Origin of the sequence: Streptomyces sp. 8N114 (assembly GCF_052245835.1) — a bacterium.
In the GTDB taxonomy this organism is placed as follows: Bacteria; Actinomycetota; Actinomycetes; order Streptomycetales; family Streptomycetaceae; genus Streptomyces.
The window spans coordinates 1-23,195 of record NZ_JBQQBT010000036.1; the positions used below are offsets into that span (position 1 = coordinate 1).

The 23,195-nt window shown below is 71.7% G+C and carries 19 protein-coding genes; 8 read left to right on the top strand and 11 right to left on the bottom strand.

Translation table 11 applies throughout. From position 1 onward, the window contains the following. Positions 1-357 precede the first annotated feature (357 nt). Together ACTWQF_RS34805 and bldG are read right to left on the bottom strand one after the other, a co-directional pair. On the bottom strand, positions 358-912 hold the full coding sequence (locus ACTWQF_RS34805; protein ID WP_443283763.1) for an ATP-binding protein: 555 nt from the start codon (positions 910-912) through the stop codon (positions 358-360). 136 nt (positions 913-1,048) lie between these two features. After that, a complete protein-coding gene (bldG, locus tag ACTWQF_RS34810; protein ID WP_016473000.1) occupies positions 1,049-1,390 on the bottom strand; it encodes an anti-sigma factor antagonist BldG in 342 nt (113 codons plus the stop codon). 189 nt (positions 1,391-1,579) lie between these two features. On the opposite strand from bldG, the gene ACTWQF_RS34815 reads away from it, so the two are divergent. Continuing rightward, on the top strand, positions 1,580-4,162 hold the full coding sequence (locus ACTWQF_RS34815; protein ID WP_443283764.1) for a DEAD/DEAH box helicase: 2,583 nt from the start codon (positions 1,580-1,582) through the stop codon (positions 4,160-4,162). Between the two features lie 117 nt (positions 4,163-4,279). Here the strand turns inward: ACTWQF_RS34815 and ACTWQF_RS34820 are convergent, their stop codons facing one another. From ACTWQF_RS34820 to ssd, 7 genes are all read right to left on the bottom strand, one after another. Next, complete coding sequence (locus ACTWQF_RS34820) at positions 4,280-4,765, bottom strand: Rv3654c family TadE-like protein (protein WP_443283765.1); 486 nt, start codon at positions 4,763-4,765, stop codon at positions 4,280-4,282. Beyond that, positions 4,752-5,195: a TadE family type IV pilus minor pilin gene (locus ACTWQF_RS34825; protein ID WP_443283766.1), complete on the bottom strand. Its 444-nt coding sequence runs from the start codon at positions 5,193-5,195 to the stop codon at positions 4,752-4,754. Before ACTWQF_RS34825 ends, ACTWQF_RS34820 begins: the two co-directional genes overlap by 14 nt. Next, a complete protein-coding gene (locus tag ACTWQF_RS34830; RefSeq protein WP_443283798.1) occupies positions 5,182-5,394 on the bottom strand; it encodes a DUF4244 domain-containing protein in 213 nt (70 codons plus the stop codon). Before ACTWQF_RS34830 ends, ACTWQF_RS34825 begins: the two co-directional genes overlap by 14 nt. Before the next feature lie 103 nt (positions 5,395-5,497). Continuing rightward, complete coding sequence (locus ACTWQF_RS34835; protein ID WP_443283767.1) at positions 5,498-6,322, bottom strand: type II secretion system F family protein; 825 nt, start codon at positions 6,320-6,322, stop codon at positions 5,498-5,500. A gap of 35 nt (positions 6,323-6,357) precedes the next feature. Then, positions 6,358-7,392, bottom strand: a complete 1,035-nt coding sequence (locus ACTWQF_RS34840) for a type II secretion system F family protein (protein WP_443283768.1) — start codon at positions 7,390-7,392, stop codon at positions 6,358-6,360. Beyond that, positions 7,389-8,750 carry a TadA family conjugal transfer-associated ATPase gene (locus tag ACTWQF_RS34845; protein ID WP_443283799.1) on the bottom strand — a complete coding sequence of 454 codons (1,362 nt, stop codon included), beginning with the start codon at positions 8,748-8,750 and terminating at the stop codon, positions 7,389-7,391. The genes ACTWQF_RS34840 and ACTWQF_RS34845 overlap by 4 nt, the downstream gene beginning before the upstream one ends. 35 nt (positions 8,751-8,785) lie before the next feature. Then, a complete protein-coding gene (gene ssd / locus ACTWQF_RS34850; protein ID WP_443283769.1) occupies positions 8,786-9,946 on the bottom strand; it encodes a septum site-determining protein Ssd in 1,161 nt (386 codons plus the stop codon). Between the two features lie 452 nt (positions 9,947-10,398). Between ssd and ACTWQF_RS34855 the strand changes: the two genes are divergently transcribed. After that, the gene (locus ACTWQF_RS34855; protein WP_443283771.1) at positions 10,399-11,238 is read left to right on the top strand and encodes an HAD family hydrolase; all 840 of its coding nucleotides are present in this window, start codon (positions 10,399-10,401) and stop codon (positions 11,236-11,238) included. Positions 11,239-11,659: 421 nt separating this feature from the next. On the opposite strand, the gene ACTWQF_RS34860 is transcribed toward ACTWQF_RS34855, so the two are convergent. Next, on the bottom strand, positions 11,660-12,535 hold the full coding sequence (locus tag ACTWQF_RS34860; protein ID WP_443283772.1) for an oxidoreductase: 876 nt from the start codon (positions 12,533-12,535) through the stop codon (positions 11,660-11,662). 106 nt (positions 12,536-12,641) lie between these two features. Between ACTWQF_RS34860 and ACTWQF_RS34865 the strand changes: the two genes are divergently transcribed. Beyond that, positions 12,642-13,640: a nucleotide-binding protein gene (locus tag ACTWQF_RS34865; RefSeq protein WP_443283773.1), complete on the top strand. Its 999-nt coding sequence runs from the start codon at positions 12,642-12,644 to the stop codon at positions 13,638-13,640. An 87-nt stretch (positions 13,641-13,727) separates the two neighbouring features. On the opposite strand, the gene ACTWQF_RS34870 is transcribed toward ACTWQF_RS34865, so the two are convergent. After that, positions 13,728-14,981 (bottom strand): hypothetical protein, encoded by a 1,254-nt coding sequence (locus ACTWQF_RS34870; RefSeq protein WP_443283774.1) that lies wholly within the window; start codon positions 14,979-14,981, stop codon positions 13,728-13,730. A gap of 259 nt (positions 14,982-15,240) precedes the next feature. Between ACTWQF_RS34870 and ACTWQF_RS34875 the strand changes: the two genes are divergently transcribed. The 5 genes from ACTWQF_RS34875 to ACTWQF_RS34895 all read left to right on the top strand — a co-directional run bounded on the left by ACTWQF_RS34875 (position 15,241) and on the right by ACTWQF_RS34895 (position 23,133). Further along, the gene (locus ACTWQF_RS34875) at positions 15,241-17,802 is read left to right on the top strand and encodes a SulP family inorganic anion transporter (protein ID WP_443283775.1); all 2,562 of its coding nucleotides are present in this window, start codon (positions 15,241-15,243) and stop codon (positions 17,800-17,802) included. Between the two features lie 198 nt (positions 17,803-18,000). Continuing rightward, a complete protein-coding gene (acs, locus tag ACTWQF_RS34880) occupies positions 18,001-19,968 on the top strand; it encodes an acetate--CoA ligase (protein ID WP_443283776.1) in 1,968 nt (655 codons plus the stop codon). A 176-nt stretch (positions 19,969-20,144) separates the two neighbouring features. Continuing rightward, a complete protein-coding gene (gene nhaA, locus ACTWQF_RS34885; protein WP_443283777.1) occupies positions 20,145-21,575 on the top strand; it encodes a Na+/H+ antiporter NhaA in 1,431 nt (476 codons plus the stop codon). A gap of 101 nt (positions 21,576-21,676) precedes the next feature. Next, on the top strand, positions 21,677-22,147 hold the full coding sequence (locus ACTWQF_RS34890) for a phage holin family protein (RefSeq protein ID WP_443283778.1): 471 nt from the start codon (positions 21,677-21,679) through the stop codon (positions 22,145-22,147). After that, complete coding sequence (locus tag ACTWQF_RS34895; protein WP_443283779.1) at positions 22,144-23,133, top strand: alpha/beta fold hydrolase; 990 nt, start codon at positions 22,144-22,146, stop codon at positions 23,131-23,133. The genes ACTWQF_RS34890 and ACTWQF_RS34895 overlap by 4 nt, the downstream gene beginning before the upstream one ends. The last annotated feature ends 62 nt before the right edge of the window (positions 23,134-23,195 follow it).

Here is a 23,195-nt window from a genome sequence, read left to right on the forward strand (position 1 = left end):
CAGGGCTGAGGGCGCGGGGCGGAAGGGCGCAGGGCTGAGGGCGCGGGGCGGAAGGGCGCAGGGCTGAGGGCGCGGGGCGGAAGGGCGCAGGGCTGAGGGCGCGGGGCGGAAGGGCGCAGGGCTGAGGCACGGTCCTGAGTGCGCGGAAAGCTGCTTCGGCCGAATCGCCAGTCTGTGCCGTCGGCCTGTATCGCCGCCCCCGTACGTCGACAACCGCCTCATACGTCGACACCGGTGGTCCGTACGTCGTCGCCGCCCCATACGTCGACACCGCCCCGTACGTCGGTGAGCCGGACGACCGCGCACAGGCGGCCTCAGCGCATGAGGAAGCTCCGGTTCAGCTGAAGAAGCTCCGGTTCAGGGGAGGACGGGCTCCGTGGTGGGCCAGCTCATCCGGATCACGCCGCCGTGCTCGTCGGTCGTCACCTCGACGTCGTCCACCAGCCCGCTGATGACCGCGAGTCCCATCTCGCCGTCGCCCTCGTCCTCCTCGGGGACCGGCTCGGGGATCTCGTCGCGCGCTCCGGGCAGCAGCGCGCCCTCGGCCTCCACGAGGCCGCCCCCGCCGGGGCCGTTTCCGTTCTCGTTGGCCTTGGCGCCGGCCTGAGGCGCCGCGGAGGCGCCGGTGCCGAGAGTGCCGCCGGGCAGCGAGAAACGCCGGTGCGGCGCTTCGTCCCCCACCTCGATCGAGAACTTCTTCTCGTCCTCGATGAGCGACACCCGCACCGGGCTGCTGAGGCCGTGGCTCATGTGCAGCCCGACGGCACGCGTGCACGCCTCGCCGACAGCCAGCCGCACCTCGTCGAGCACGGCTTCGTCGACCCCGGCCCGCCGCGCCACGGCGGCGGCCACCAGCCGCGCCGTACGGACGTGCTCCGGCAGTGCGCTGAAGAGCAGCTCAACGGTGGCCATGCCATCCCCCTCGGTCTTCCCTGAGTGTCTGCGGGGTCCGCCGGGGACTCGGAGAGCCGGACCCCAGCGACCGCGCACCAGTCAACCGGTAAGCCGCCGGGCCGCCCCAGGCGGGGCGGTCCGACGGCCCGCCACATCAGTCAGTGGCCGCTACGGCCTCGTCGACCGAGGAGTGGATCGGGAACACCTTCGTCAGACCGGTGATCCGGAAGATCTTGAGAATGCGCTCCTGATTGCAGACCAGGCGCAGCGAGCCCTCGTGGGCACGCACCCGCTTGAGCCCGCCGACAAGCACGCCGAGTCCGGTGGAGTCGAGGAAGTCGACACCCTCCATGTCCACGACGAGGTGGTAACTGCCGTCGTTCACGAGCTCGACCAGTTGCTCGCGCAGCTTGGGCGCGGTGTATACATCAATCTCGCCACCGACCTCGACGATCGTGCGATCGCCGACGGTACGGGTCGACAGGGACAGGTCCACGGATCCTCCAGCACCTTGCTATCGAGCGGTCAGCCCCCTCGGTTCTCCCTCCCCCTGCCCTGACGGAGGGAGGTACCCCCAAAGGCAGGGGACGGATCGGCAGCCGCAGAGGCATTCAATCACTTACCAGCAGGCGAGGACGACGCCTTACGACCATTGTCCGCCTCGCCAGTGACACACTCGGTACCGATGGCCAACGAACAGCACACCCGGTCCGCGAGCGTACGCCCGCGAGTCGAGCCCCACGGTTCGGCCTCCCGTGGCGACCCTCGCGATGTGCTCGCTCGTCTCACCAGGGGGGCGGACCGCGCCGGGCGTGTCACCCATACGGAGCACTTGCCCCCGCGAAACGGTCGCCATGCGCAATGGCCCGACCGGATCCGGCCGGAAGTGATCGATGCCGTACGTCACGCGGGCATCGACCGTCCCTGGGAGCATCAGGCCCGGGCCGCAGCACACGCCCTCGACGGTGACTCGGTGATCATCGCCACAGGCACCGCCTCCGGCAAGTCGCTCTCCTATCTCGTCCCCGTCCTCGGCACCCTGCTGGACGGCTCGGAGGCCCCGAACGGCCGCGGCGCCACCGCGCTGTACCTGTCCCCCACCAAGGCGCTCGCCGCCGACCAGCGGCGTGCCGTGGCCGACCTGGCAGCGCCGCTGGGCACGGCGGTGCGAGCCGCTGTCTTCGACGGGGACACCCCGATGGAAGAACGCGAATGGGTGCGGCTGTACGCCAACTACGTGCTCACCAACCCGGACATGCTGCACCGCGGCCTGCTGCCCGGCCACACCCGGTGGTCCTCCTTCCTGCGCGCGCTGCGCTACGTCGTCATCGACGAGTGCCACACCTACCGTGGCGTCTTCGGCTCGCACGTCGCCCAGGTCCTGCGCCGACTGCGCCGGGTGTGTGCGCGCTACGGCTCCGAACCCGTCTTCCTGCTGGCCTCCGCCACCGCCGCCGCGCCCGGCGAGGGCGCTGCCCGGCTCACCGGCGTACGCCCCGTCGAGATCACCGAGGACACCTCCCCGCGCGGCGAGACCGTCTTCGCGCTGTGGGAGCCGCCGCTGACCGAACTGGAGGGCGAACGCGGTGCCCCGGTGCGCCGCACGGCCACCGCCGAGGCCGCCGAGCTCCTCACCGACCTCGCAGTCCAGGGCGTACGCACCGTCGCCTTCGTCCGCTCCCGCCGCGGCGCCGAACTGATCTCCCTCATCGCCCAGGACCGCCTCTCCTCCGTCTCCGCCCCCATCCCCGCCCCCCGCCACCCGGGCGAAGCCCACGGCACGCCTACGGGGACGGCCGAGGAGCCCGCGGGGCCCGAGAGGGGCGAGAGGGGCGGCCTCGTGGGGCAGGCCGCCGATGCCCCGACGCGGGGCGAGGGCGCCGCGTGGTGGGGGGATGGCGGGAGCGGGCCGGGGGCTGGTGCTGGGCGGCGGGGTGGACTGTCGTCGCGGATCGCGGCTTATCGCGGCGGCTATCTGCCCGAGGAGCGGCGCGCCCTCGAGCGAGCCCTGCACACCGGTGAGCTGCTGGGGCTCGCCGCCACGAACGCGCTGGAACTCGGCATCGACATCTCAGGGCTGGATGCCGTCCTCATCACCGGCTATCCCGGCACCCGCGCCTCCCTCTGGCAGCAGGCCGGCCGCGCCGGCCGAGCCGGTCAGGGCGCGCTGGCCATCATGATCGCCCGGGACGAACCGCTGGACACCTATCTCGTCCACCACCCCGACTCCATCTTCCGCACTCCCGTCGAGTCCACCGTCCTGGACCCGCACAACCCCTACGTCCTGGCCCCTCACCTGTGCGCAGCCGCAGCCGAGATCCCGCTCACCGAGGCCGACTTCGCCCTCTTCGGTCCCGAGAGCCCGCAACTGTTGAGCAAGCTCGAACAGCGCAAGCTGCTCCGCCGCCGCAGCTCCGGCTGGCACTGGACCCGCAAGGAGCGGGCCGCCGATCTGACCGACATCCGCGGCAGCGGCGGAAAGCCGGTGCAGGTGGTGGAGGCGGGCACGGGCCGGCTGCTGGGCACCGTCGACGCCGGCGCCGCACACACCACCGTCCACGAGGGCGCCGTCCATCTGCACCAGGGGCGCACCTATGTGGTGCGACAGCTCGATCTGGAGGACTCTGCCGCGCTGGTCGAGGAATCCAGCCCGCCGTGGACGACGATGGCCCGCGACACCACCTCTCTCGCCGTACTGGAGACCGAGGCCGAGGTCCCCTGGGGCGAGGCGCGGCTGTGCTTCGGCTCCGTCGAGGTCACCAACCAGGTCGTCTCCTATCTGCGCCGCCGCCTGATCACCGGCGAGGTCCTCGGTGAGACCAAGCTGGACCTCCCTCCCCGCACTCTGCGCACCCGCGCCGTGTGGTGGACCGTCACCGAGGACCAGCTCGATGCCGCCCGCATCAACCCGGAGATCCTCGCGGGCTCGCTGCACGCCGCGGAACACGCCGCGATCGGCATGCTGCCGTTGTTCGCCACCTGCGACCGCTGGGACATCGGCGGCGTCTCCATCGCCCTGCACCCCGACACCCTCCTTCCCACCGTCTTCGTCTACGACGGCCAGCCGGGCGGGGCCGGCTTCGCCGAGCGGGCATTCCACACTGCCCGTGCCTGGCTCACCGCCACCCGCGACGCCATCGCCGCCTGCGAATGCGAGGCGGGCTGCCCCTCCTGCATCCAGTCGCCCAAGTGCGGCAACGCCAATGACCCGCTCCACAAGCGCGGCGCCATCCGCCTCCTCACCGAACTCCTCCGCTCCGCCAGCTGACGCCCGTCCCCCAGGCGCGCCGTTCTTCTGGGATGCCCCTCTCCGGGCCTCCTTCCACCGTCCGTCCCGCCGGCCGCCCCCTCAGCCACTCCCCCGACCGCCTCCTCGGTCTTCTTCTCAGGGCGTCTTCTCTGTCGTCATCTCAGGGATTTCTCCGTCGTCCTGTTCCGTCGTCTTGTCGGGCGTCTTCTCAGCCGGGCCATCGGCGGGACTGTCCTGCGGGCCGTCGGCCGGGCCGAGTGGGCTGTCGGACGGACCGTCGGGGAGCCCGTCGGCCGGGCCCGCGCGGGCCCGTACCCGCGCTGTGTAAGGGCCCCAGCGCACCCCCGCGTCCAGGTCCGCGACCTCTCCGCGGACCGCACACCGGGACAGCCGCGCGTCCTGCACCCGGGCCACCCGGCGGGCCACCGCGCAGGCTCGGGCCGGGCCCTCCAGCGCGCGGTCGGCTGCCGCGAGGGCGGCCAGGTCGGCGACGGCGCCCGCCCGATGGCGTACGTAGACGGCCTGGCCGAACCCGAGTACCGCCGCGAACACTCCGCACAGCGCCACCACGCTCAGCGCCGCCCACACCGACGCCGATCCCCGGTCGCTACGGAGTCTCACCGCCACCTGCCCTCTTCTCGTCCAGCGCGACCGCCTCCGACCGCAGCTGCACGGCCAGCGGACCGGGACCGACCGTCCTCGCCCGTACCGCGACTCTCACCAGCTCGCCCTCCCTCGTCATCTCAACCCGGGCCCCGGGCGGCGCCGCGGACCGCACGGCCTGCGCGACCGCGTTTCCGGGTTCACCACGGGCCGCAGCGCGCGCCCCGGCGCGGGCGGCGTCGACGCACTGGATCCGGGCCACCGAAGCCATCAGCCCCCACAACAGGCCCGCCACCAGCAACACCAGAGCCGGGATCACGACGGCGGCCTCGGCAGTCACATAGCCCGCACTCGGGTCACCGCGCCGCAGCCGTCCGCCGCCCGAGCCCACGACCGCGCCCCCACGCACCTCCGTGCCCGTGCCCTCGGTCCGCTCAGAACGGTGCACGGAGCGCCCGTTCGACCAGCCCCTGCAACTCGGCTCCCACCGGACCACTGTTGACGACCTTGTAGAGCACTGCGGCCAAGGCGACCGCCGCGAGCGTGCCCATCGCGTACTCGGCCGTACTCATCCCCCTGTCCCCGCTGAGCCTCCGAGCTGCCCGCGCCCTCTCCCACAACCGCCGCATCCTCACCAGCACCGCCATGTCTCCCCTTACTTCGCACAGTTCTTCTTCCGGCCGGCTCTTCATCCGGCCAGCTCTTCATCCGGCCGACTCGCCATTCCGGCCCGAATTCCTGTCCCGGCCCTCACCACATCGACCGCGCGAGCCCCAGCAGCACGGGGACGACTCCGACCGCCAGGAACGCGGGCAGGAAGCACAGCCCCAGCGGCCCGGTGACCAGCACCGCCGCCCGTCTCGCGCGGCTTGCGGCGACCCGGGCCCGGCTGCCGCGCAGTCCGGCCGCCAGCCGGGTCACGGACTCCACCGCAGGCACCCCGGCGGTCCCGGCCCGCTCCATGCACCGGGCGAACTCCACCCCCCACGGCCGCTCCGCGAACCGCCCCCACACCAACGCCGGTTCGGCCCCCAGCCGCAGCTCCGTCGCGGCCCTGGTCAGTCGCCCTCCCAACGGCCCGCCCAGCGAGCCTCCGACAGCCTCCGCCGCACGCTCAGGCCCGGCGCCCGCCGCCAGGCAGGCCGCCATCAGTTCGGCAGCGAGCGGAAGTTGCGCTTCGGCGGCCCGCTCCGCCACCGTCCGGGCGTCCTCCGCGCCGGGCTGCCGCCGCAGCCACCGCCAGGTGCCCCAAGCAGCCCCGCCGCCCACCAGCCACCCCACCGGACCGCCGATCAGCAGCACGCCCAGCACCCCGGCACCGGCCACCCCCGCGCCCTCCCGTACGCGTCTCGTCCGCAGCACTCCCTCCCACTTCCGCTTGGCCGCCGTCCAACGGCCCGGCGGCGCTCCGGCCCACACCCCTCCCGGTGTCCCTCCCTCTGCGGCTCCGCAGACAGCGGCTCCGCACACGAGGCGAGCTCGCCGCCGCACGGCCCCCTCTCGCCGGGCCACCTCCGCGACCCCCGCCACGCACCAGACGGCCGCCAGCACCGCCACGGCCGCCGGAGTCCACATCCACACCCTGGGGACAACATCCGCCCACCCGGCGCTCACCTCGACCGGCTCCCCGTCGGCGCCGCCCCGTGATCCGTGGGCCCCGTCCCGCGCTCCGCCGACCCGGCATCCGGCGTCCTCCCGGGCCGCTCCGTGCCCTCCGCCGAGCGCACGATGCGGGCGACCCAGAACAGCCCCGCCCACTCCAGCAGCAGCCCGACCGCCAGGCAGAGGAAGCCGACGGGGGTGTGCAGGAGAATCCACAGTGGATCGGCCTCCATGGCGGCGCCCATGGCCAGCCCGAAGACCGGCAGCACGGCGAGCACCAAGGCGGTGGAGCGAGGGCCCGCCAGTTGTGCCCGCAAGTCCTCGCGCTGCTCTCCTTGGGCACGCACCGCTCCGGCCACCTTTTCCAGGCCCTCGGCCAGTCCGGCTCCGCCCTCGACCGCCACCTGCCAGCAGGCCGCGGCCCCGGCAAGCCCCTCGGCGCCAGGCAGCAGCGCCGCCTGGCGCAGCGCTCCGGGCACATCACCACCGAATCGGGCCGCTGCGAGCAGCGCAGCTCCCGAGTCCCCGAAGCTCCGCACCACAGCCCGGTCGACGGCCAGCAGTGCGCCGTCCGGCTGCCTGCCCGCCCGCAGTTCGCCCGCCACCGCCGCGCACAGCCCGGCCACGGCGGTCTCCCGTTCCCGGGCCGCCCGGTCCGCAGCACGCCGCCGCAGCCAGCCGCGCAGCAGAGGAACCGCGGCAAGCCCGGCCAGCAGCGGGATCCAGGACCGGCCCAGCAGCGCCACGAGGAGCCCTACGGCCAGGCACCACCACTCGCGCCCCGCCCACTCAGCCAGCCGTCCGCCACCCAGCCGTCCCCGCGCCGCAGCAGTGGCGCCCTGCCACCAGCCGGGCGGTTCGAAGGCCGACCGGCGGGCCGCCACCTCTCCCCCACCGGCGAGCAACAGCCTGGCTCGGCGCGTTCCTTCATGCCGCCCCGTCATCAACCAGGCCGCCGCCCCGGCGCACAGCACCGCGGCATACGCGGCGTATGCCACCGCGGACTCCGTCCCGGCCACTCCGGAACCGGTCGCCACTGTCATCGGACTCCCTCCACAGTCCCGGTCCAGGGCCCTGCCGCCGCCCCGACCGGACCACCGGCCACCACGGGCGACCGCCCATTGAGGCCACCGGGAGAACCGCCGCTCCCGGGCAGCCCCTCCGCGGCGTCCCCGCCCTCGGGGCAGCGCCGCATGCACAGCTCTTCCAGCCGCCGCCAGCCCCGTTCGCGGACGAATCCGCTTCCAGCGGCTCCGGCCCCGGGCCGACGCCCGTCCGGCCCGCGCCACACGGCGGCCGGTACCGTCGTCACCAGCCCGGCGGCGTCCCGTTCCAGCACGTGAATCTGGGCGATCCGGCGCCTGCCGTCGCGGCCACGTACCAGGTGCACGATCACGTCCAGCGCAGCCGCCAACTGGCTGTGCAGTGCCGCCCTGTCGAGCCCCGCCGTCGTACCGAGTGCCTCCAGCCGCGCCGGGACATCGGCCGCGGCGTTCGCGTGCACGGTGCCGCAACCGCCCTCGTGGCCCGTATTCAGGGCGGCCAGCAAATCTGTGACTTCGGGGCCCCTCACCTCGCCGACGACCAGCCGGTCGGGCCGCATGCGCAACGCCTGCCGCACCAGATCGCGCAGTTCCACACGGCCCACGCCTTCCTGGTTGGCCGGGCGTGCCTCCAGCCGCACCACGTGGGGGTGGTCGGGGCGCAGTTCCGCCGAGTCCTCGGCGAGGACGATGCGTTCGTCCGGGGCGACCAATCCCAGCAGCGTGGAGAGCAGCGTCGTCTTGCCGCAGCCGGTGCCGCCGCTGACGACGAACGAGAGGCGTGCGTCCAGCACTGCTCGCAGCAGCCGCTCCCCGCCCGGTGGCACCGTCCCGGCCGCGACGAGCTCGTCGAGATCGAACGCCCGGGGGCGCACCACCCGCAGCGACAGGCAGGTGGACCCCACGGCTACGGGAGGCAGCACCGCGTGCAGCCGGGTGCCGTCCGGAAGCCGGGCGTCGACCCAGGGGCGGGCGTCGTCGAGTCGGCGCCCCGCCGAGGTCGCCAGCCGCTGTGCGAGGCGGCGGACCGCGGCCGCGTCGGGGAAACGCACCCGGGTGAGCTCCAGCCCTCGGCCCCTGTCGACCCAGATCTGGTCGGGTGCGGTCACCAGTACGTCGGTGACCTCCGGGTCCGCCAGCAGGGGTTCCAGCGGGCCGGCGCCGACCAGTTCGGAGCGAAGGGCCTCCACGACGCCCAGCACTGCGCTGTCCCCCATCAGCCGTCCCTGGGCCCGCAGCGCGGCCGCCACCCGGGCGGGGGTCGGTTCGGCCCCGGCTTCGGCGAGGCTGCGCCGTACCGAGTCCAGCAGCCGGGCGCCCGTTCCGGTGGTGTCCGCAGGCGGGGCGGCCCCTGGCACCGCCACGGCGCCCCGCAAGCTCTTGTCCGGCCCGCTCACGCTGCCACCCCTCCCCCGCTGAGCGCGCGCTCCCAGAACCGGCCGCAGAAGCGGGCCAGCGCGCCGTCTTTCGCGAAGCCGGGTGGCCTGCCCCGGTCGATGTCCTCCAGCAGGCCGCGCTCCCAGGGCAGCTCCCCGGCCAACGGCAGCCCGAGCAGTCGGGCGACCTCCGTGTCGTCCAGTCCCGAGCCGTATCCGTGGGCGCCGCGCGGTCCGCCGGGAGCCCGCACCACTGCCCGCAGATCGCGGACCACCAGTTGCATACGGGCGGCCACCCGGTGCGCGGCGGCGACGGAACGCAGCTCGGCTGGGACAACGGCCAGCCCGAGGTCGAGCTGGACCAGTGCTTCGGCGACGGTTTCGTCCACCTGCCGGGGAAGGTCGACGACGACCACGCCGCCGCGCCGCCGCGCGGCTGAGAGCACCGACTTCATCGCGTCGGCGGGAACCAGCGCGCGCTCGCCCCGGTCCCAGCTGAGCAGGCTCAGGTCATGGGAGCGCGGCAGGGACTCGGCGAGGGCCGCGCCACCGACCCGGCCCCGGGACTCCGCGAAGTCCGGCCATCGCAGTCCCTGCGTCCGCTCAGCGCCCAGCAGGATGTCCAAGCCCCCACCGAGCGGGTCGGCGTCGATGAGCATGGTCTGTTCTCCGGCGCGAGCCGCGGTGACCGCCAGAGCACAAGCCAGGGTGGAGGCGCCCGCTCCGCCCCGGCCGCCGACGACCCCGACGGTCAGCGCCGCCTGCCCGACTCCCTCCAGCGCGTCAGCGATACGGCCGGTCAGCCAGCTCTCCGCGTCCGGCAGCAGGACCACGCTCTCGGCGCCGACGCGGACTCCCCGCTCCCATACGCCGGGGTCGTCCCAGTCCCGCCCCACCAGCAGCACTCCTGGCCGCCGTGGCACCGCTCCACCCGCACTCGGCGTGCCGTGCCCGGGGTCGGGGGCGTCGCCGAAGCCAGAAGCGCCGGCGCAGTCGTCGCCGACCAGCACCAAGGGCGCCCGCTCCCATGAGGCGGCTCCGCTCCAGGACGCCCATCCCGTCCGGCTCTCCGGGCCTCCGTGCGCGACCTCGGGCTCCGTTCCGGCGGCTGCGCACAGTCGCAGTAGGTCATCGAGGAGTTCCTCGTCCTCGGTGACAATCAGAATGTTTTCGGCCACGCTCCAGCCCCTCCCGTCAGTTGAGCACTCGCGTCCGCAAACAGCCGCGGACGCCGACGGGATTCACGGTGCAGCGAACCCGAAAAACTTGTGGATCATGGTCGAAAACTGTGGACAACCCAGAGACTGTGAATAACTCGCTCACCCAAACCAGTGACTATCGGAGAGCAGCCCTGCGATTACACACCGTTACAGCTCGGAGGAATCAGAGGCTCCGGTCCCTAAAGATCGAAAAAGCCCCGGCCGCTATGGGCCGAGGCCGAGAAATGCCCCCGGACATGCGACGACCCCCGCCGGGGGGGAGAGCGGGGGTCGTCCCCACGGCCGACTCGGGGGGGGAGGAGTCGGGCCGGGTTAGCACGGTCGCGAACGATCCGTGACTTCCATGGTGTACCCGAGAGCCTTCTCAGGCAAACCCACGCGCCCCAGAGTACGCCGAATGGTGGGCGCCTATGCTCATGGGCGTGGAAAATCTCGCGATGCCCCGCACGGCCGCCTTCTTCGATCTGGACAAGACGGTCATTGCGAAGTCGAGCACGCTCACCTTCGGCAAGTCCTTCTACCAGGGTGGCCTGATCAATCGCCGCGCCGTACTGCGGACTGCCTACGCGCAGTTCGTATATCTCCTCGGAGGCGCCGATCACGACCAGATGGAGCGGATGCGCGAGTACCTCTCGGGACTCGCCCGCGGCTGGGACGTCGAGCAGGTCAGGGAGATCGTCGCGGAGACGATTCACGATTTGATCGACCCCATCATCTACGACGAGGCCGCCTCCCTCATCGAGAAGCACCACCTGGCCGGCCGCGACGTGGTGATCGTCTCGTCCTCGGGCGCAGAGGTTGTCGAGCCCATCGGCCGGATGATCGGTGCCGACCGGGTGGTCGCCACGCGGATGGTCGTCGAGGACGGCCGCTTCACCGGGGAGATCGAGTACTACGCCTACGGCCCCACCAAGGCGGAGGCCATCCAGGAGCTGGCGGAGTCCGAGGGTTACGACCTGGCACGCTGCTATGCCTACAGCGACTCGGTCACGGACCTGCCGATGCTGGAGGCCGTCGGCCACCCGCACGCCGTCAATCCGGACCGGGCGTTGCGCAAAGAGGCGCTCGCGCGCGACTGGCCCGTCCTGACGTTCTCCCGGCCCGTACGGCTCAAGCAGCGCATCCCCTCGCTCTCGATGCCGTCCCGCCCGACACTCGCACTGACGGCCGTCGCGGTGGGAGCCGCCGCTGCGACGGCGGGGTTCGTATGGCTCAACAACCGGCGGCGGCCACCACTCCGCCCTTTCTGAGCCCCCTTGCTGGACGCTGCCTTGCTGGACGCCTCCCTGGATCCGCTTCAACAAGGGATGTCCGGTTCGACGCCGTACGCCCGCAGTTGAGGGCAAAAGTAAAGATGTGCGGGCAGGGCTTCCGCTCAGCTCCAGCACGGAGTACAAAGGAGTTGACGGCCCGCGAGACCGGCGGAATCCGAAAGGATCCCGTTCTCAATGGCCCCACGGACCGCATGCATGAATACCGGGCACCCACGCGACGCAGAGCCCGCGATCGGGCAGGTCCCGTCAGGAAAGGGCAAGACCCACCTGATGACCGGACGCAATGTGGAGCACGCACTGGTAACCCGGTGGACATGCCAGTGACGGCCCCGCCCGTTGTGGCGGGGTCGGCGCATTTTCACGTCCTTTCAGGCCCTCGAGAGGGTCCCCTTGGCCCTCAGGCCGCGCCCCGCTGCATCGCCTCGCAGACGGCGGTGCTCTCCCGTACACCGAGCTCGACTGCACGGCCGCAGTGTGCGATCCACGCGGTCATCCCTTCGGGTGTTCCCGAGGCATAGCCGGCCAGGGCCGTCAGATACGCCTCGCGGCCCAGCTCCGCATGGCCCACTTCGGCCGGACAGATGGCCTTGGGGTCGAGGCCGCTGCCGACCAGCACGACGCGCTCGGCCGCACGCGCGACCTGCCCGTTGTACGAGCCGAACGGGCGCAGCACCTGCAGCTCGCCGTGCACCACCGAAGAGGCGACCAGCGCCGGAGCCGAGGTGCTGCCCGCCATGAGCTGCGCCAGGCCGTCCAGGCGTGCCGCGACTTCGTCCGCGCCGGGCAGCTCCAGGCCGAGATCCGGGCTGTCGACCGGCTCTCCGGGACGCCGTGGGCGGCCGACGGTGTCCTCGGGTGCCACGCCGCCGGCGGCCACCAGATGCAGCCGGGCCAGCACGCGCAGCGGTGACTGCTGCCAGATGTCGAGCAGCTGCCCCGCCTCGGCCGTCACGCGCAGCGCCGCGCCAACGGTGCGGGCCTCGGGCTCGGTACCGAAGTCGCTGCGACGGCGCACCTCTTCGAGCGCCCAGTCGACGCCTTCCACTGCGGCTGTGGCACGGGCTCCGCGCAGTGCGGCCTCCGCGCTGACCTCACTGCTGCGACGGCGCATGATGCGGTGCCCGTAGACCCGGTCGACGGCCTTGCGCACGGACTCGACGGCCTCCGGCACGCCCGGCAGCGCGGCGAGAGGGGCCAGCGGGTCGGCCGCGGGGGTGCTGGGCGCCGAAGTCTTCGACGTGTCGCCGTCGTCGGGGCGAGCGGTGCTACTCATGCGTACGACCCTACGCACCCGGCCGGGCGCCCCAACCCCACGATCGAGTGGTCTTCTTCACTCGCGCCTGCCGATCCGGCACCGGCGGCGGATTACGCTATTGAACATGAAGATCGCTTTCGTAGGGAAGGGCGGCAGTGGCAAGACCACGCTGTCCTCGTTGTTCGTGCGCCACCTCGCTGCCCGGGGCACGCCCGTGGTCGCCGTCGACGCCGATATCAACCAGCACCTCGGCGCGGCACTGGGACTGGACGACTCCGAGGCGGCGGGACTGCCCGCAATGGGCGCACACCTTCCGCTCATCAAGGAGTACCTGCGGGGCAGCAACCCGCGGATCGCCTCCGCCGACAAGATGATCAAGACGACGCCTCCCGGCGAGGGGTCCCGGCTGCTCCGCCTGCAAGAGGACAACCCGGTTTACGACGCCTGTGCGCGCACTGTCGCGCTGAACGGCGGAGACATCCGGCTCCTGGCCACAGGTCCGTTCACCGAGTCGGACCTGGGGGTGGCCTGCTACCACTCCAAGACCGGTGCCGTGGAGCTGATGCTGAACCACCTCGTCGACAGCCGCGAGGAGTTCATGGTCGTCGACATGACGGCGGGCAGCGACTCCTTCGCCTCCGGGATGTTCACCCGCTTCGACATGACGTTCCTGGTGGCCGAGCCAACCCGTAAGGGCGTCTCCGTCTACCGGCAGTACAAGGAGTACGCACGGGACTTCGGCGTTCCGCTGAAGGTCGTCGGCAACAAGGTGCAGAGTGGGGACGACATCGACTTCCTGCGCCAGGAAGTGGGTGACGACCTGCTGGTGACGTTCGGCCACTCGGACTGGGTGCGCGCGATGGAAAAGGGCCGCCCGCGTCCCTTCGCCGAGCTGGAGGAGGACAACTCCCGCTCGCTGGCCACGCTGTACGAGACGGCCGACGCCTCCTACGCACTGCGCGACTGGGAGCGCTACACCCGGCAGATGGTCCACTTCCATCTGCGCAACGCGGAGAGCTGGGGGAACGCCAAGACCGGAGCCGACCTCGCAGCCCAGGTCGACCCCTCCTTCGTCCTGCATGAGGACCGGCGGGAGACCGCGGCTGCTCCCCAGCCCGCCTGACAGTTGCGGATACCTGGCGGCGCGGTCCCGTCGTCCGGCTGCCCGAGCCCCATTCCAAGCCGACCCGACCCGGAACGGGGTGCTCGGTCAGCCGGTCTTCGCGGCCCTCGCGTTCTGCGTCACGGGCCGTGAGAGGAGGGCGCGCCAACCGCCCGCCGGCTTCTCCCCCACCCCCAGGGTGCGAAGCCTGGCGAGCATGCGCGGATCCTGCGCGTCCAGCCAGTAGACGAGCTGGCGGAACGAGACACAGCGGACGCCGTCCTTGCGGCAGACGGTCTTCATGACGTCCTCGACAGCGTCCATGTAGATGCCGCCGTTCCAGTCCTCGAAGTGGTTGCCGATGATCAGCGGTGCACGGTTGCCCTTGTAGGCGCGCTGGAAGCCTTGCAGCAGGCCGTCCCGCATCTGGCGCTTCCAGGCGGGCCGCTTCCCCACCGCCCCGTTGACCGTGCCGGACTGGTTGGCGAGGAAGTTGTAATCCATCGACAGCGTCTCGAACTCCCGTCCGGGGACAGGGACCTTCTGGAGCGGTAGGTCCCACAGGCCGTGCCGCTTACCCGGCCACACCTGGGTGCCGTTGCCGCTGGAGTCGTAGCGGAAGCCCATCTGACTCGCGGCCTTTAGCAGGTTCTCCTGGCCCTCGAGGCAGGGCGTGCGACCGCCGGCCAGCTCCCGCTCGTAGTCGAACGGGAGCGCTCGGGCCTTGTCCCACCCCGTCGTCGTCTTCCAGTTCTCGACGAACCAGCGGGCCTGCCTGATCTCGCTTTTCCACTGTTCGACGGACCAGGAGCCCACGCCGCCGGGCCCGCAGAAGTGGCCGTTGAAGTGGGTTCCGATCTCGCTGCCGTCCAGCCACGCCTTACGGACCTGCCCGAGGGTGGCACGCACGTTCTTGTCCTTGAGGTAGCCGATGTCGGAAGCGCCCTGGGCGTGTCCGGGCGGGGAGTAACGTTTCGCCTCGTCCTCCGGCAGCGCGTAGACACCACTGAGGAAGTAGGTCTGCGCGGCGCCGTACTTCTTGCCTGCCTTGCGGAAGCGGGAGAAGAGTCTCTTGCCGTCCTCGCCGGCGCCGTCCCAGGAGAAGACGACGAACTGCGGAGGCTTCTTACCCGACGCAAGCCTGCGCGGGGTGGGCTGAAAGGGCTGGCGCCCCGTCAGCGAGGTTGAACCGTCCCCCAGCAGCTGGACCTTGTTCTGCGGCCTGGCCTGCGGCGCTCCGCGGGGAGAATCTTCCGGCCGTCGCGCACCGTCGCCGCCCGAGCAACCGCCGGCGGCCAGGGACAACGCCAGCGCCGCCGGGACCGCGGTGGTGAGAGCGGGTCTTTTCCGCGTGGCTGCCATCGGCTCACCTCGTCCTCTCGCCTGTCTCGTCGGTCACCGGACGGGACCGGCGTTGCCACTCGGATAAAAGTGACACGAGATATTAATAAGACAAATAGGACAAGCTGCTTTTTAGACCCCATTCACTCGATGGGTGGAACACGGACGGCCAGGCCCCACTCCGCGCTTCGCCAAGGCTTTACTTGGCATTACTCTTCTTTTACTTCCGCCTGGGAGTAATCAGACGATCACGCAAAGTGCCGACCTCGGGAGGAGCGCGATGCCCCACCGCACCCCGGTGTGCAGCCGTCCGGTCGCCCGCCAGGACAGCTCCACCGCACGTCAGCGCTGGTCAGCGGACCTCTCCGCGTCCGTCACGGTCTTCCTGATCGCGCTCCCGCTCTCCCTCGGCATCGCGCTGGCCGCCGGTGCCCCGCTCCAGTCCGGGCTGGTGGCAGGAGCCGTCGGCGGACTGGTCTGCGGTTGGCTCGGCGGCGCTCCCCTGCAGATCACCGGTCCCGCGGCGGGGCTGATCGTGATCACGGCGGAGCTGATCCAGCGCTACGGCTGGCAGACCACCTGCGCGATCACCGTCCTCGCCGGGCTCGCCCAGCTGGGGCTCGGCTTCCTGCGGGTGGCGCGCTCCGCCCTTGCCGTCAGTCCTGCTGTCGTGCACGGGATGCTGACGGGGATCGGGGCCACCATCGCGCTGGCCCAGCTCCATGTGATGCTCGGCGGCGCCCCTGACAGCTCGCCGCTCACCAATGCGCTGGAGCTGCCCGGACGGATCACATCGGTGCAGCCCGCCGCCCTCTCCGTCAGCGGACTGACCGTCGTCGTGCTGCTGGCCTGGCCCTTGCTGAAGGAGCACGGCGGGCCGCTCGGCGCGGTCATCGGGAGAGTTCCGGCCGCGCTTGCGGCGGTCGGCCTGGCCACCCTCGCCGCCGTGCTGGCCGATACGCGGCTGCCTCGGGTCGACCTTCCCTCCTGGCGCTCGCACGCGCTGCCTCAGCTTCCGGAAGGACCGGTGCTCGGGCTGGGAACCGCGGTCTTGACGCTCACTCTGGTGGCCAGCGTGCAGGCCCTGTTGTCCGCCGTCGCGGCCGACAAGCTCACCGCCGCCCGGGGCACCGGGGCCCGGGTGCCGCGCAGCGACCTGGACCGGGAGCTGCGTGCGCACGGTGTGGCGAACGCGGTGTCGGGCGCGCTGGGCGGGCTGCCCGTCACCGGGGTCGCGGTGCGCAGCACGGCGAACATCAACGCCGGGGCCACCAGCCGGAACTCGGCACTGCTGCAAGGGGTGTGGGTGCTGCTGGCGGCTGGACTGCTGGTGGGGGCGCTGGAGCTGATCCCCCTCGCGGCGCTGGGGGCACTGGTGATGGTCGTGGGCGTGCGGATGGTCAATCCGGGCCACATCGGTGCGCTGGTACGGCACCGCGAGGCGCTGGTGTTCGGCACCACGGCAGTGGCGGTGGTGCTGCTGGGCGTACTGGAGGGGGTCGGCCTGGGGATCGCGGTGGCGGTGGCCGTCGCGCTGCGCCGGCTGGCGGGGGCGCGGATCACCGTGAAGCGCGATGAGGGAAGCGGTCTCGCGCCTCGGCGCGGCGACGGCTGTCGGGTGCTGGTGCGGGGGCAGTTGACGTTTCTGGCGGTGCCGCGGCTGAGCCGGGCGCTGGCGCAGGTCCCCGAGGGGGCGAAAGCAGTGGTGGAACTGGAGGGATCGTTCATGGACCACGCGGCGTTCGAGGCGCTGGAGGACTGGCGAGCCGCCCATACGGCCACGGGCGGCGAGGCGGAGATCAGAGGCCGCGCGGGACAAGAGATCGGCGAGCCCTCGGCGGCGCACGCGTGCTCGCCGTGGACACCCTGGCGCAACCATCAGTGCATGCGCCCGTCCGCCGAGGAGTCCGAGAGCTCCCATGACGGCCCGGCACCGGGCGCCAGCCCGCACCCCGACGGCCGCTCAGGCACCAGCCCGCACGGCGCCAGCCCCCCGAACGGCGACGGCCTCCCGCACAGTGACGGCTCCGCCGACACCGGCTCCGCCGACACCGGCTCCGCCGACATCGGGTCCGCCGCCCAGGATGCGGGGGCAGGCGGCCCTTCCCCGGACAGCACGCAGCGTGCACACGCCCGGTCCCGGCGCGGTCAACTGCTGGGCGGGGTGCGTAATTTCCAGCGCACCACGGCTCCGCTCGTACGGGACGAGTTGGCGCGGCTGGCCCGGGAGGGGCAGCGGCCCTCCCAGCTGTTCCTCGCCTGTGCCGACTCCCGCCTGGTCACCAGCATGATCACCTCCAGCGGTCCCGGCGACCTGTTCACCGTCCGCAATGTCGGCAACCTGGTTCCGCCGCCCGGCGAGGAGTGCGGTGACCAGTCGGTGGCAGCGGCGATCGAGTACGCCGTCGACGTGCTCCGGGTCGAATCGGTGACCGTATGCGGGCACTCGGGCTGCGGTGCCATGCAGGCGCTGCACAGCGGGGCGGCGGACCAGGAGAGCGGCGAGGCCCGCCGTGCGACCCCGCTGGGCCGATGGCTGCGGCACGGCCGGCCCACCCTGGAACGGTTCCGTACCTGTGGGGATGCCGCCCCGCGCCTCGCCGACCGGGAGACGGCCGACGAACTCGAGGCGCTCTGCCTGACCAATGTCGTCCAGCAGTTGGAGCACCTGGCAGGGCACGCGTGCGTGGCCCGGCGGCTTCGCGAGGGGACGCTGGAGCTGCACGGAATGTATTTCCACGTCGGGGAGGCCCAGACGTATGTGCTGGACACGGCGGGCCCCGACGCCCCGGAGAGCGAGCCGGTGTTCGCCGCTGTCAGACCCGACCCTGTGGCCTCCTGAAAGGCGCCCCACACAGCACGGGGCCGCGGCAACACTCAGGTTTGGCGCAATGCGACACGCAACGACTCCCTGATTGCGGCTGTACCCAGCAGGGTCCGAGGTGCCAGGATCGGCTGGGGGTTGACCGGGCTCCCGCGATCACGAAGCATGCCAGTTGTCACGTACTGGTCTACACCACTTGCCGGAACGGGAGCCGACATGAACGAGAGTCCTTCCCTCTCCAACCTGCTGAAGGAGGAGCGGCGGTTCGCCCCGCCCGCCGAGCTGGCCACGAACGCCAATGTCACGGCTGCGGCGTACGAGCAGGCCAAGGCCGACCGGCTGGGGTTCTGGGCGGAGCAGGCGCGGCGCCTGAGTTGGGGGACCGAGCCGACCGAGACGCTGGACTGGTCGAACCCGCCATTCGCCAAGTGGTTCAAGGACGGGAAGCTCAACGTCGCCTACAACTGCGTTGACCGCCATGTGGAGGCCGGCCGGGGCGACCGCGTCGCCATCAACTTCGAGGGCGAGCCCGGTGACACCCGTACGCTCACCTACGCCGACCTCCAGCGGGAGGTCTCGCAGGCCGCCAACGCGCTGACGGAGCTGGGCGTACAGGCGGGCGACCGGGTCGCCATCTACATGCCGATGATCCCCGAGACGATCGTGGCGATGCTGGCGTGCGCGCGTATCGGAGCGCCGCACTCGGTCGTCTTCGGCGGGTTCTCGGCGGACGCGCTGGCGACCCGGATCGAGGACGCGGACGCGCGCGTGGTCATCACCTCCGACGGCGGCTACCGCAAGGGCGCGCCGTCCGCGCTCAAGCCCGCCGTCGACGAGGCGCTGACCCGGCCGGGCACCGAGAAGGTCCGCAACGTGCTGGTCGTCAAGCGGACGGGCCAGGAGGACATCTCCTGGAACGAGGACCGCGATCTGTGGTGGCACGAGGTGGTCGGCCGCCAGTCCGAGCAGCACACGCCGCAGGACTTCGACGCCGAACACCCGCTGTTCATCCTGTACACCTCCGGCACCACGGGTAAGCCGAAGGGCATCCTGCACACCACCGGCGGGTACCTCACGCAGGTCGCCTACACGCACCACGCGGTCTTCGACCTCAAGCCGGAAACCGACGTCTTCTGGTGCACCGCCGATGTCGGCTGGGTGACCGGGCACTCGTACATCGTCTACGGGCCGCTCGCCAACGGCGCGACGGAGGTGCTCTACGAGGGCACGCCCGACTCGCCGCACAAGGGCCGCTGGTGGGAGATCGTGCAGAAGTACGGCGTCACCATCCTCTACACCGCGCCGACCGCGATCCGCGCGAGCATGAAGTGGGGCGACGACATCCCCGCGAAGTTCAACCTGTCGTCGCTGCGCATCCTGGGTTCGGTGGGCGAGCCCATCAACCCCGAGGCGTGGGTGTGGTATCGGCACCACATCGGCGGCGACCGCACCCCCGTGGTGGACACCTGGTGGCAGACGGAGACGGGCGGCATCATGATCAGCCCGCTGCCAGGCGTCACCGAGGCCAAGCCGGGCTCGGCGCAGGTGCCGCTGCCGGGCATCGCGGCGACGGTGGTAGACGACGAGGCCAACGAGGTGCCCGACGGGGGCGGCGGCTACCTCGTACTGACCGAGCCGTGGCCGTCGATGCTGCGCACCATCTGGGGCGACGACAAGCGCTTCCTGGACACCTACTGGTCGCGGTTCGAGGACAAGTACTTCGCGGGCGACGGTGCCAAGAAGGACGAGGACGGCGACGTGTGGCTGCTCGGCCGGGTGGACGACGTGATGCTCGTCTCCGGGCACAACATCTCCACCACCGAGGTCGAGTCGGCGCTGGTCTCGCACCCGAAGGTGGCCGAGGCGGCGGTCGTGGGCGCGACCGACCCGCAGACGACGCAGGCCATCTGCGCGTTCGTCATTCTGCGCGGCGGCGCGGACGAGGACGAGGCGCTGGTGGAGGAGCTGCGCGCCCATGTCGCCAAGCAGCTGGGCCCGATCGCCAAGCCGAAGCGCATCCTGCCGGTCGCGGAGCTGCCCAAGACCCGCTCCGGCAAGATCATGCGTCGGCTGCTGCGGGACGTGGCGGAGAACCGGACGCTGGGTGACACCCAGACCCTCACCGACTCCTCCGTGATGGATCTCATCCAGTCCAAGCTGCCGAGCGCGCCCAGCGAGGACTGAGCCGGCACGGACAGCTGCGCGAGTGAGGGCACCGGCCTGCAGGCCGGTGCCCTCACTCGTTTGGTTAAGCTTGCGCCGTCGCACCGCATCAAGAACGCGACAAGACCTTGGGCGAGCCGGGAAGTCTGGTCGGCACACACCACAGGTGTGTCCATGCCATCTTCTGGAGGCCCGCCATGGCTCCGCCCCACGCCCCGCCCCACGGCGACAACGACCAGAGCCGCCGCTCCGTCTTTCTCGGCAGGCTCCCGCTCGGCGAACGCCGGTTCCTCACGGACGCGTTGCGCACCGAGACCGTTGGCGGCACCCTGCTGCTGGCCGCCGCCATCGTCGCCCTGCTGCTGGCCAACACCGGCGCCGGCGGCGTCTACGAGGACGTCAAGAACTTCCACTTCGGCCCCGAGGCGCTCCATCTGCATCTCTCGGTCGCCGACTGGGCCAAGGACGGGCTGCTCACCCTCTTCTTCTTCGTCGCGGGGATCGAGCTCAAGCGGGAGCTGGTCGCGGGTGAGCTGCGCGATCCACGGGCCGCCGCGCTGCCGATCGTCTCGGCGATGTGCGGGATGGCCGTCCCGGCGCTGGTCTATGTGACCTTCGCGGCCAGCGGAGGTGGTGATCTGCGCGGCTGGGCGATCCCGATGGCGACCGACATCGCGTTCGCGCTGGGAGTGCTGGCCGTGCTCGGCACCGGGCTGCCCTCCGCGCTGCGGGCCTTTCTGCTGACCCTGGCCGTCGTCGACGACCTGGGCGCCATCGTGATCATCGCCGTCTTCTACTCGGCGGGCATCAGCTTCGGGGCGCTGGCGGGCGCGGTCGCCGGGCTGGTGCTCTTCTGGTTCCTGCACCGGCGGGGGGTGCGCGGCTGGTACGTGTACGTACCACTCGCCCTCGTCGTCTGGGGGCTGATGCACGCCAGCGGGGTGCACGCCACGGTCGCCGGGGTGGCGATGGGGCTGCTGCTGCGCTGTACGCCGCGGCCGGGCGACGAGCCGGGGACCTCACCCGCCGCGCACATCGAGCACCTGGTCAGGCCGCTCTCGGCGGGAGTCGCCGTGCCGGTCTTCGCGCTGTTCGCGGCGGGGGTGGCGGTCTCGGGCGGAGCGCTGACCGATGTGTTTACCCAGCCGGAGACCCTGGGCGTGGTGCTGGGGCTGCTGGCGGGCAAGACCCTCGGCGTGTTCGGCGGGGCCTGGGCTGCGGTGCGCTTCACCAAGGCGGAGCTGAACCGTGACCTGGGCTGGGCCGACGTACTGGCCGTCGCGGCACTGTCCGGTATCGGCTTCACCGTCTCGCTGCTGGTCAGCGAGCTGGCCTTCACCGAGGACGCCGTACTCGCCGCCGAAGCCAAGGCGGCGGTGCTGATCGGCTCGCTGCTGGCCGCGGTGTTCGCGGGGATCGTGCTCAAACTGCGGGCCCGTAAGTACCGTTCGCTGGTGGAGGCCGAGGACCGGGACGAGGACGGTGACGGCATCCCCGACGTGTACGAGGAGGACAACCCTCAGTTCCATCTGCGGATGGCGGCGCTCTACGAGGCGAAGGCGGCCGAGCACCGCAGGCTCGCCGAGGTGGCCACGCGCCACGACGTGACGGACGATGGTCCGGCATGATCTGAGCCTGACCGGCTACCAGGGGAAGCCGGCACGACGGCCAGGGGAAGCCCGGGGCCCGCACCGTGGCGGGCCTTCACTACCGCGAGGGAGAGACAGCGATGAGCGCAGCCGACGACGGCCGTAGCCTCGGCCAGTTGGTCGCAGCGGCCACTGCGGAGATGTCCGCACTGGTGCACGACGAGATCGCGCTGGCCAAGGCCGAACTGCGGCAGGACGTCAAGCGCGGCGTGCTGGGCAGCGGTGCGGCCCTGATCGCCGGGGTCTTCCTGCTCTTCGCACTGCCGGTGCTGAGCTTCGCCGCCGCCTACGGCATCCACAACCTGGGGCTCGGTCTCGCCTGGTCGTTCCTGATCGTGGGCGGCGCCTTCATCGCTGTCGCGTTGCTCCTGCTGCTGCTGGCGCTGGCGAAGTTCAAGAAGGTCTCCAAGAGCAAGAGCCCGCAGAAGTCGATGGCCTCCGCCAGGCAGAGCGCGGCCGTCCTCTCGTACGCCAGGCCGCACCCCCGCGCGGGGGAGGACGGCGGCAAGGAGCGCCCGCAGCTTCAGGGTGTGACACGCTCGTCCGTATGACGCTCGCAGACAGTCCCGCGGCCGTGATCCGTCCCGAGGGCCCCTGGACGCACCGGGACGTGGCCGCCAACGGAGCACGGTTCCACATCGCCGAGATGGGCGATGGCCCGCTGGTGCTGCTGCTGCACGGTTTTCCGCAGTACTGGTGGGCGTGGCGGCACCAGCTGCCCGCGCTGGCCGACGCCGGCTACCGGGCCGTGGCGATGGACCTGCGCGGTGTGGGCGGCAGCGACCGTACGCCGCGCGGCTACGACCCGGCCAACCTCGCGCTCGATGTGACCGGTGTCATCCGCTCGCTGGGCGAGCCCGACGCGGCACTGGTCGGGCACGACCTCGGCGGCTACCTGGCGTGGACGGCGGCGGTGATGCGGCCCAAGCTGATCCGCCGCCTCGTCGTCGCCTCGATGCCGCACCCCCGCCGCTGGCGCGCTGCCATGCTGGGTGACGTACGGCAGACAGCGGCCAGCTCCTACATCTGGGGCTTCCAGCGCCCGTGGCTGCCGGAGCGTCAACTCGTGGCGGACGACGGTGCGCTGGTGGAGCAGCTGATCCTGAACTGGGCCGGACCCAAGCCGCCCGGCCCCACCGGCATCCCGAACGACAACCCGTCCGACGACCTGCCCGGCCCGACCGGCGACGCGGGCGTACTGGCGGTGGAGAACTACCGGCGCGCGATGTGCGTACCCTCCACGGCGCACTGTTCGGTGGAGCCCTACCGGTGGCTGGTGCGGTCGCTGGCGCGGCCGGACGGGATGCAGTTCTACCGGCGGATGAAGCGGCCGGTCCGGGTGCCGACGTTGCATCTGCACGGTTCGCTCGATCCGGTGATGCGTACGCGCAGCGCCGCGGGGTCGGGTGAGTACGTCGAAGCCCCATACCGCTGGCGGCTTTTCGACGGGTTGGGGCACTGGCCGCACGAGGAGGACCCGGAGACCTTCACCTCGGAGCTGGTCCACTGGCTGAGCGACCCGGAGCCGGACCGCTGACCGGTCTGTGCCGGGCCCGGACCGCCGGCACCGGCGTGCCCTGCCGCCTCGTACATGTGCCC

What these genes read in the sequence shown, in the direction of transcription:
- ACTWQF_RS34805 (WP_443283763.1), bottom strand. Translation starts at nt 912, where the DNA reads ATGGCCACCGTTGAGCTGCTCTTCAGCGCACTGCCGGAGCACGTCCGT.
- ACTWQF_RS34815 (WP_443283764.1), top strand. Translation starts at nt 1,580, where the DNA reads ATGGCCAACGAACAGCACACCCGGTCCGCGAGCGTACGCCCGCGAGTC.
- ACTWQF_RS34830 (WP_443283798.1), bottom strand. Translation starts at nt 5,394, where the DNA reads ATGGCGGTGCTGGTGAGGATGCGGCGGTTGTGGGAGAGGGCGCGGGCA.
- ACTWQF_RS34835 (WP_443283767.1), bottom strand. Translation starts at nt 6,322, where the DNA reads ATGTGGACTCCGGCGGCCGTGGCGGTGCTGGCGGCCGTCTGGTGCGTG.
- ACTWQF_RS34840 (WP_443283768.1), bottom strand. Translation starts at nt 7,392, where the DNA reads ATGACAGTGGCGACCGGTTCCGGAGTGGCCGGGACGGAGTCCGCGGTG.
- ACTWQF_RS34855 (WP_443283771.1), top strand. Translation starts at nt 10,399, where the DNA reads ATGCTCATGGGCGTGGAAAATCTCGCGATGCCCCGCACGGCCGCCTTC.
- ACTWQF_RS34860 (WP_443283772.1), bottom strand. Translation starts at nt 12,535, where the DNA reads ATGAGTAGCACCGCTCGCCCCGACGACGGCGACACGTCGAAGACTTCG.
- ACTWQF_RS34865 (WP_443283773.1), top strand. Translation starts at nt 12,642, where the DNA reads ATGAAGATCGCTTTCGTAGGGAAGGGCGGCAGTGGCAAGACCACGCTG.
- ACTWQF_RS34870 (WP_443283774.1), bottom strand. Translation starts at nt 14,981, where the DNA reads ATGGCAGCCACGCGGAAAAGACCCGCTCTCACCACCGCGGTCCCGGCG.
- ACTWQF_RS34875 (WP_443283775.1), top strand. Translation starts at nt 15,241, where the DNA reads ATGCCCCACCGCACCCCGGTGTGCAGCCGTCCGGTCGCCCGCCAGGAC.
- acs (WP_443283776.1), top strand. Translation starts at nt 18,001, where the DNA reads ATGAACGAGAGTCCTTCCCTCTCCAACCTGCTGAAGGAGGAGCGGCGG.
- nhaA (WP_443283777.1), top strand. Translation starts at nt 20,145, where the DNA reads ATGGCTCCGCCCCACGCCCCGCCCCACGGCGACAACGACCAGAGCCGC.
- ACTWQF_RS34890 (WP_443283778.1), top strand. Translation starts at nt 21,677, where the DNA reads ATGAGCGCAGCCGACGACGGCCGTAGCCTCGGCCAGTTGGTCGCAGCG.
- ACTWQF_RS34895 (WP_443283779.1), top strand. Translation starts at nt 22,144, where the DNA reads ATGACGCTCGCAGACAGTCCCGCGGCCGTGATCCGTCCCGAGGGCCCC.